The 8,305-nt window shown below is 50.3% G+C and carries 9 protein-coding genes and 1 pseudogene; all 10 read right to left on the minus strand.

Going from position 1 to position 8,305, the window contains the following annotated elements:
* Positions 1-484 (minus strand): LysM peptidoglycan-binding domain-containing protein (locus RSC70_RS20625; protein ID WP_332543458.1); only part of this gene is annotated, 484 nt, incomplete at its 3' end.
* Positions 485-980: 496 nt separating this feature from the next.
* The gene (locus tag RSC70_RS20630) at positions 981-1,613 is read right to left on the minus strand and encodes a protein-L-isoaspartate(D-aspartate) O-methyltransferase (RefSeq protein WP_039185553.1); all 633 of its coding nucleotides are present in this window, start codon (positions 1,611-1,613) and stop codon (positions 981-983) included.
* Positions 1,607-2,368, minus strand: coding sequence for a 5'/3'-nucleotidase SurE (gene surE / locus RSC70_RS20635; RefSeq protein WP_008815144.1), 762 nt, complete (start codon positions 2,366-2,368; stop codon positions 1,607-1,609). Before surE ends, RSC70_RS20630 begins: the two co-directional genes overlap by 7 nt.
* Positions 2,349-3,395 (minus strand): tRNA pseudouridine(13) synthase TruD, encoded by a 1,047-nt coding sequence (gene truD / locus RSC70_RS20640; RefSeq protein ID WP_008815143.1) that lies wholly within the window; start codon positions 3,393-3,395, stop codon positions 2,349-2,351. Before truD ends, surE begins: the two co-directional genes overlap by 20 nt.
* Before the next feature lie 3 nt (positions 3,396-3,398).
* Positions 3,399-3,872 (minus strand): 2-C-methyl-D-erythritol 2,4-cyclodiphosphate synthase, encoded by a 474-nt coding sequence (gene ispF, locus RSC70_RS20645; protein WP_008815142.1) that lies wholly within the window; start codon positions 3,870-3,872, stop codon positions 3,399-3,401.
* A 73-nt stretch (positions 3,873-3,945) separates the two neighbouring features.
* Positions 3,946-4,653, minus strand: a complete 708-nt coding sequence (ispD, locus tag RSC70_RS20650) for a 2-C-methyl-D-erythritol 4-phosphate cytidylyltransferase (protein WP_130961921.1) — start codon at positions 4,651-4,653, stop codon at positions 3,946-3,948.
* 129 nt (positions 4,654-4,782) lie between these two features.
* Positions 4,783-5,127, minus strand: a complete 345-nt coding sequence (ftsB, locus tag RSC70_RS20655) for a cell division protein FtsB (protein ID WP_004091640.1) — start codon at positions 5,125-5,127, stop codon at positions 4,783-4,785.
* Positions 5,128-5,303: 176 nt separating this feature from the next.
* Positions 5,304-7,550 carry a phosphoenolpyruvate--protein phosphotransferase gene (gene ptsP, locus RSC70_RS20660; RefSeq protein WP_008815140.1) on the minus strand — a complete coding sequence of 749 codons (2,247 nt, stop codon included), beginning with the start codon at positions 7,548-7,550 and terminating at the stop codon, positions 5,304-5,306.
* Positions 7,551-7,562: 12 nt separating this feature from the next.
* The gene (gene rppH / locus RSC70_RS20665) at positions 7,563-8,096 is read right to left on the minus strand and encodes an RNA pyrophosphohydrolase (protein WP_004091644.1); all 534 of its coding nucleotides are present in this window, start codon (positions 8,094-8,096) and stop codon (positions 7,563-7,565) included.
* Positions 8,093-8,305, minus strand: a pseudogene (locus RSC70_RS20670) (hypothetical protein); the annotation flags it as partial. The pseudogene RSC70_RS20670 and the gene rppH, both read right to left, overlap by 4 nt.

Genomic DNA, 8,305 nt, shown 5'->3' on the forward strand with positions numbered 1-8,305 from the left:
AATACGCTGTGGTTGATTGAGAATCAACACCTGTGCTCTTAATTTGACCACTTGACGGCTGAGTTGGCACTCCACTGGTTCCGTCGTTAGCTGCGAGCATTCCACCACTATTGCTATTGGCATCTAATTTAATAGTTTGGCCAACATTGAGGCTGTAAGGGGCTGGAATGTTGTTTTTCTCTGCAAGATCGCGGAAATCGTTCCCCGAAATCCACGCGATATAAAATAATGTATCACCACGTTTTACGGTATAAGTACCGCCGTTATAGCTTCCCTTCGGAATATTCTGATAACTGCGATTGTATATGATACGACCGCCGTCGCCTGTTTGTGCCCCGCCATTATTATTTCCGGCGTTCGACAGCATGCGGTCATTACCACCTCCATTTACGGAGCTTATTGGTGCAGAGCTATTGTCTGACGTACAACCCGCTAACCACAAAGTTATCAAAGTACACGCCGCTACTTGGCGCCACTTCATCATCGTGCTTCCCATGCTTATGCTTCCCCCACAACAGCAAAATCAGCGATATCCAACATATTCAGTCTCTTATACGTCTACATTACGAGGAGCAACCGCCACAAGTAATAAGAGCATCACGTGCTCTGAACCGACTAACCCAACCATAGGGTTAGCGAAAAACATCAAATAAGATAAAAATCAGGTAAGACTCCTCTATAGAGTCTCGCCTGCTGCATTTAGTTTCCAGCCATATACGACAAGAAGTAATGAATTGGACACTAAAAGCAGAGTGCGGGTCAAATACGAATCAGTAAGAATAATCCCTTTACAGAATTATACCCTTCATACTTAAAGCTATATCGGCGCTGGTTACGCTCACTATTCACCCTATTTCTAGGACTATCCCTATTTAAAGGACATTCCCTGAAGAGCCAGCACAAGCGTTATTCAAAAAGTCAGAATCTTCAGTCATACAACGCCAGTTATTTTGGATACAGCTTAGCAGTTAGCTGAAAAATCAGGCTAGTTCTCCCTGAACTAAAGGAACAAATCTTACCGGTTCGATAGACTCCACCAAGAAATCATGACCACGGCGCTGTACACAGCGCAGATGCTGGGTTTTATCAAACTCGCCGACGGGTAGAACTAAACGACCACCGTCGGCCAACTGCGCCAACAATGCTTCTGGAATTTCAGGCGGTGCCGCGGTCACAATAATCGCATCAAACGGCCCACGCGACGCCCAGCCCTGCCAGCCGTCACCGTGACGCGTTGAAACATTGTGTAAATCCAACTGCTTGAGGCGTCTTTTCGCCTGCCATTGCAGGCTTTTAATCCGCTCAACCGAGAAAACATGTTGAACAAGGTGTGCTAACACCGCGGTTTGATACCCCGATCCGGTGCCAATCTCTAGCACTTTAGCCTCTGGCCCCACTCGTAATAGCTCGGTCATTCGCGCCACCATATAAGGTTGCGAAATAGTCTGCCCCAAACCTATAGGTAAGGCCGTATTATCGTAGGCCTTGTGAGACATGGCCTCATCAATGAATTTTTCACGCGGTACTTCGGCTAATGCCTTTAGCACTCGCTCATCACCGATCCCTTGCTGCATCAACTGCTGCAATAAGGTCAGCACACGTCTATCTACCATTCCTCACCGACCTTAGTCTGTTCAAGCCACGAAGAAAGCAAATCCTGCGCGTGATATGCCGTTAAGTCCACCTGCAAAGGTGTTATCGAGACATAGCCTTGCTCCACGGCGGCAAAATCAGTATCTGGCCCAGCATCCTGTTTTTCCCCAGGAGGCCCAATCCAGTACAGATCTCGCCCACGTGGATCCTGCTGATGAATCACCTTATCAGCAGGGTGTCGACTACCACAACGCGTCACTTTAATGCCTTTAACCTGTTCCAGAGGTAAGTCTGGAACGTTAACATTCAAAATTCGTCCCGTACGCAACGGGTATTGTGCCAATGCTTTCAGCAAACGGCACGTCACCTGTGCAGCAGTATCATAGTGCTGGAAACCATCAAGTGAAACCGCCAGCGCAGGAAAACCTAAGTGACGTCCTTCCATTGCCGCCGCGACGGTACCGGAGTAAATCACATCGTCTCCCAAATTGGGCCCCGCATTAATGCCAGAAACGACAATTTCGGGATGCGGCCGCATCAGGGCGTTAACGCCAAGGTAGACACAGTCGGTTGGCGTACCGTCAATCACACTGATGTCACCATTCGTCAGTGTCTCAATACGCAATGGCGATTCAAGCGTCAACGAGTTTGATGAGGCGCTGCGATTACGATTGGGCGCCACAACCTGTACCTGAGCAAACTCACGTAGCGCTGCCGCCAACGTTTGAATGCCCGGAGCCATTACGCCGTCGTCGTTACTCAGCAAGATCCGCATTAGGGTTTTCCTGATTGAACAACTCACGCACAATACTGGTCGCAAAACAGCCAGCAGGAAGGGCGAATTCAACTTCTACCGTCGCATCGTCCCACCAAGACCAGCTCATCTCCTGTGGTTTCACCAGCATTGCACGGCGCGCAGACTCCACTCGCTCACGCTTAACCAATGCCAGTAAATCGGCATAGTCTGCGATAGCTTGCTGCTCAAATTGGGCCGCTAAATCGCGCGTACCGAGATCGTTATCTCCTGGCAACGCTGCCGTAATCTGTAGCTCGCCGCCGTCAGTTCGCTGCTGCAAACTTTCTAACTCCTCGGCATTGGCGACAAACCAACTGCCGCGCCCAGTCAGTTGCATGGCATCGCCCAGCATCACCTGACGCTGCAAGTCCTGCGCCAAACGCATATTCGTTATCTGATTGAACATAGCGCTACGTGCAGCCGAAAGATAGAAACTGCGTTTGGCTCGCTCTCTGACCTGAATTTCACCACGCGACCACTTGGCCGCCTGAATCAGGTTATTACCACCACGGCCAAAACGCTGGGCACCGAAATAGTTTGGCGCGCCTTCTGTCGCAATCGCCTGCAAGCGCTGCTCAACGTCGTCGCGGTCAGTGATATGGCGTAGTACTAAGCGGAAAGTGTTGCCTTTCAACGTACCAATTCGCAGTTTACGCAAATGGCGCGCACTGCGAACCACTTGGCAACCTTCCAAAATAAACTGGCTGAGATCAGGTGACTCTTTCCCCGGCAGATGCAGGCAGAACCACTGTTCGGTTACCGCATGACGGTCTTTTAATCCAGCGTAGCTGACCGAACGTTGGGGAATTTTTGCGAAACGTGCGAGATTATCGGCGACGAACTGTGTATTGCAGCCTTCCTTGCGAATACGCACTAGGAGGTGTTCGCCTTCGCCATCGGGTTCAAAACCCAAATCTTCAGAGACGAAGAAATCCTCTGGGAAAGCCTTCAGAACACCGGTGCCCTGAGGACGCCCATGCAGATAATGGAGTGCATCAAAATCCACGCGTTACTCCTTAATCAACAATGCAACCGCTTCGCAGGCAATACCTTCGCCACGACCGGTGAAGCCTAATTTCTCTGTTGTCGTCGCTTTGACGTTAACATCATCCATATGACACTCGAGATCTTCGGCTAAGTTAACGCGCATTTGAGGAATATGCGGAGCCATCTTCGGTGCCTGAGCGATAATAGTGATATCGAGGTTACCTAAGCGGTATCCCTTGGCGCGGATGCGACGATAAGCTTCGCGCAGCAACGCACGACTGTCAGCACCTTTAAACGCCGGATCGGTATCGGGAAACAGTTTGCCAATATCGCCCAGAGCTGCAGCACCTAACAACGCATCGGTTGCCGCATGGAGCGCCACGTCACCGTCTGAATGCGCAAGCAAACCAAACTCGTAAGGAATACGCACGCCGCCAATGATCAGAGGGCCTTCGCCACCAAATTTATGAACATCAAAACCGTGGCCAATTCTCATCAAGCATTCTCCTTTGGAGGCTGTGTTAAAACGAAAAAGAGTAAAACAAAGGGGTATATCAACGCAGAAAAGACTACGTGCGCTGCGACAGATAAAACTGAGCTAACGCAAAATCTTCAGGCCTTGTGACCTTGATATTATCAGAACGGCCAGACACCAACAGGGGATGATAACCGCAATACTCCAACGCCGATGCCTCATCCGTCACGTTAGCGCCTTCATTAAGCGCACGCTCCAGACACATCATCAGCAGCTCACGAGGGAATAACTGGGGAGTTAATGCATGCCACAGCGCTTCGCGATCGACCGTATGCGCAATGCTGTTGATCCCCGCTTCCGCTCGTTTCATGGTATCGCGAACGGGAGCCGCGAGGATCCCGCCAACTTTAGATGTGTGCCGCAGGGCCAGCAAATTGCTGAGATCGTCTTGATGCAGACAGGGGCGGGCGGCATCATGCACTAACACCCAATGCGCATCTGTCGCCGCTTGTAGACCGGCAAAAACCGAGTCTGCACGCTGCGCACCGCCGTATACCACCTGTACTCGCGGATCGTTTGCCAGCGGTAAATTGTAGAAATAGCCGTCATCAGGACTAATGGACACAACCACCCGCTCAACATCGGCATGACGCAGTAACGCCGCCACCGAATGTTCGAGGATCGTTTTACCATCGATAGACAAATATTGCTTTGGGCAAGTCGAGCGCATCCGGCTGCCAACACCCGCGGCTGGCACAACGGCGACGACAGAAAAGAGTGGTGATTCGTCAGGAGCACTCATACATTTTGGCTTGTAGTTATTAATATTAGGATTCGAACTGTTTAAGCCATTGTCATGAAACGCATACGCATTAAATCAGGCTCAACGTTATCGCTGACAGGCACCATTGGCAGATACTACTGACGGGGGCTAATTTCGTGCTGTAGACGATGAGGACGAAGGCATTGGCGAAGACTGAGTCGTACCACCATTGCGTTTCGACTGATCAGGCACCAGACGATAGAATGTTTCGCCAGGTTTTATCATACCAAGTTCGTTACGTGCGCGTTCCTCAATGGCTTCTTGCCCACCATTTAGATCATCAATTTCAGCAAATAGCTGATCGTTGCGAGATTTCAGCTTGCCGTTATTAGCTTGCTGAGCCGCAACATCTTCTTTTACGCGCACATAATCATGGATACCGTTTTTGCCAATCCACAATGAATATTGCAACCAGCCTAACAGTATCAATAATAATAGCGTTAATTTACCCATTCACGCCCCCTGAAAAACCGCACAATCATCCCACAACTTTTAATGAGACTCCACACTAGAGGGAAAATTACTGCGTAATACAGGTTTCTCTTTAGTAAATGCGGATAACAAGACCTCTTTATTGTGAATAGTTTAGGATTAATCATTATCAAGAGATGGAAAATAAAACAAAAAAATTACAAACCACCACGAATTAAGCCGCCAAGCCCACGGCGCTCCATAAAGGCGGCGGTGAGATGACGAACCTCTGTCGACATTTGGCTTTCCAATACACGCTGAGCCAAGAAGCTTGCATCTTCGAGTTCAATAGTTCGCAGCAGGTATTTAATACGTGGAACGCTATGGCCGTTCATGCTGAGATTGCGATATCCCATTCCCACCAGCAATAGCGCCCCCATCGGATCTCCCGCCATTTCCCCACATACGCTAATCGGTAGATTCAAGCGGTCACACTCCTGAACCACCTGCTGCAACACGCGCAGCATTGCGGGATGTAAGCTGTCGTATAGTGAAGCTACGCGGGTGTTATTCCGATCGACCGCTAACAGGTACTGCGTTAAATCGTTCGTCCCAACGGAAATGAAATCCACGCGCTCAGCCAAAAATGGCAGCAGGAAAATCAGCGACGGCACTTCCAGCATTACGCCAATGCGCGGCTTGGGCAGTGCATAGCCGATCATCTCTTCAACTTCCCGCCCTGCACGTTCAATCAGTCGTTTCGCCTCATCCACTTCGCTCAGGCTGGTCACCATTGGCAGAAGAATATTTAAGTTGCCGCTTGCCGCGTTGGCTCGCAACATGGCTCGAACCTGAACCAAGAAGATCTCAGGTTGATCGAGCGTGATCCGAATACCACGCCAACCAAGGCTTGGGTTCTCTTCGCTGATCGGCATATAAGGTAATTGCTTATCTGCACCAATATCCAAAGTTCGCAGCGTTACTGGCTTGTTTGGATTGATCTGCAGCATTCCTTGATACTGAGCCACCTGCTCTTCTTCAGAAGGGAAACCGCTTTGCAACATGAACGGAATTTCAGTGCGGTACAGCCCAACGCCATCCACTCGGCTGTCTTGACGCTGTTCATGTTCGGCGCTGAGGCCAGCATTAAGCATCACCTGTACGCGTTCACCACTTTTTAACTGCGCTGGTTTTTCGGCGTCGTCCTCCGCCATCTTGCTTAGCACAATCTCTTCATTCACCAAGCGCTGATATTCATGTACCAATACAGGATCGGGAGCGACTAACACTTCGCCGCGGTAACCATCGACAATCAGCTGACGCTCATGCAGCAACGTCGGCTGAATATCAGCCCCCATTACCGTAGGCACCCCCATCGCACGCACTAAAATCGCCGCATGCGAGTTGGCCGCACCGTCACGCACTACGACGCCTAGCATACGTTCTTGAGGAACCTCAGCCAGAATAGTGGCCGTGAGTTCATCGGCAACCAAGATGAAGCGTTCAGGCCATTGGTTGATGCCCGTTGCATTATCATCGAGATGGAAGAGCAGACGTTGCCCCAGCGCACGCAGATCGCTCGCACGCTCGCGCATATAAGGATCTTGTAGATTGGCGAACTGTTCAGCAAAACGCTCGATGACTTGCTTCACGGCCCACTCGGCGACGGATCCGGCATCGATCTCATTCATCAACTCGCGTTTCAGTCTAGCGTCGTTGATCAGGTGAGAGTAAAGATCGAAAATCGCTGCGCTATCTTTCTGGGAATTCGCCGTAAAACGTTTGCTGAAGCGACGAAACTCGGCGGAGGCATCTTCCAACGCCTGCGTCATACGCTCACGTTCACTTGCGCTATCTAGCGTGGAGGCTTGAAAAACCTGCTCGAGTGACGGCTGACTAACATCCATCCACCCTTCACCAACGGCGATCCCCGGCGATGCGGCGATCGCTCTGATCCTATTTTGCCGTAGGCGTCCAAACAGGCCATTAAGCTGTGCCTGCGAGAGGATCCCTGCTAGCTGCGTCGCGAGCGTCACTAAGAACGACTCTTCCGTTTCATTGAACTGACGAGATTCACGTTGCTGCACGGCAAGAACGCCCAACAGTTGGCGACGATAAATAATAGGTACACCAAGAAAAGCACGATAGCGCTCTTCTTTTACCTTTGGCACATATTTGAAACTTGGATGGCTCGGCGCATCAGCCAAGTTAATCGGCTCAGCCAAACGCCCAACTAGCCCGACAATTCCTTCGTCGAAAGCCAGCGTAACCACACGCCCACGCGGTTTTTTCAAACCGCGTGTCGCCATCAGGTAATAGCATTGACGATCGTTGTCAGCCAAATAAATGGAACACACTTCGGTGTCCATTGCCTGACAGGTTTCGTTAACGAGCACTTCCAATGCGTCAGTTAAGCTTGCGGCCGCAGCCACCTTCTCTACTATTTCCCGCAAACGCGTGAGCATGATTAAAGCCACTTAACCTCTTTTACGGCGATAAGCAGGAGAGGTCCGCGCCGTTGGCGGGGTCACTTCCTGCAATGGCATGACCACAGGTGAGAATTCTTTCATCACCCGACGATATACATCGCGTTTAAATGAGACAACCTGACGCACTGGATACCAAAAACTGACCCAGCGCCAGCCGTCAAATTCAGGCGTACTACTTCTCTGCATGTTGATTTCTGACTCATTGCACATCAGTTGCAATAAGAACCAACGCTGCTTCTGGCCGATACAAACCGGCTTTGTGTCCCAACGCACCAAACGTTTAGGTAATTTATAGCGTAACCAGTTACGGGTTGATGCAAGAATTTTGACATCTTTTCGCCCCAACCCTACTTCCTCAAACAGTTCGCGGTACATCGCCTGCTCGGCGGTTTCTCCGGGATTGATTCCCCCTTGAGGAAACTGCCAAGAATTCTGACCAAAGCGACGGGCCCAAAGAACTTGCCCCTGGCGATTACAGATTACGATACCCACGTTTGGGCGGTAGCCATCATCGTCGATCACTGGACTACCTCAATAGCAAATTCGCAAGATAGGGTGATTGTTTCACACTCCCCTGTGGCGGTAAACCACCGCATGAAATCGGGTAAAAAACGGATAACATTGGGATAACTCACAGATTCAACCATAGTTATAAACATTACCCGGTGCCCAACGTCGTTTTTATTCACTTTTTCTGTGGATATATTTGTGTAGAACTTCAGGGGAAAGGG

The sequence above is a fragment of the Hafnia sp. genome, assembly GCF_036648275.1.
Classification (GTDB): domain Bacteria; phylum Pseudomonadota; class Gammaproteobacteria; order Enterobacterales; family Enterobacteriaceae; genus Hafnia; species Hafnia alvei.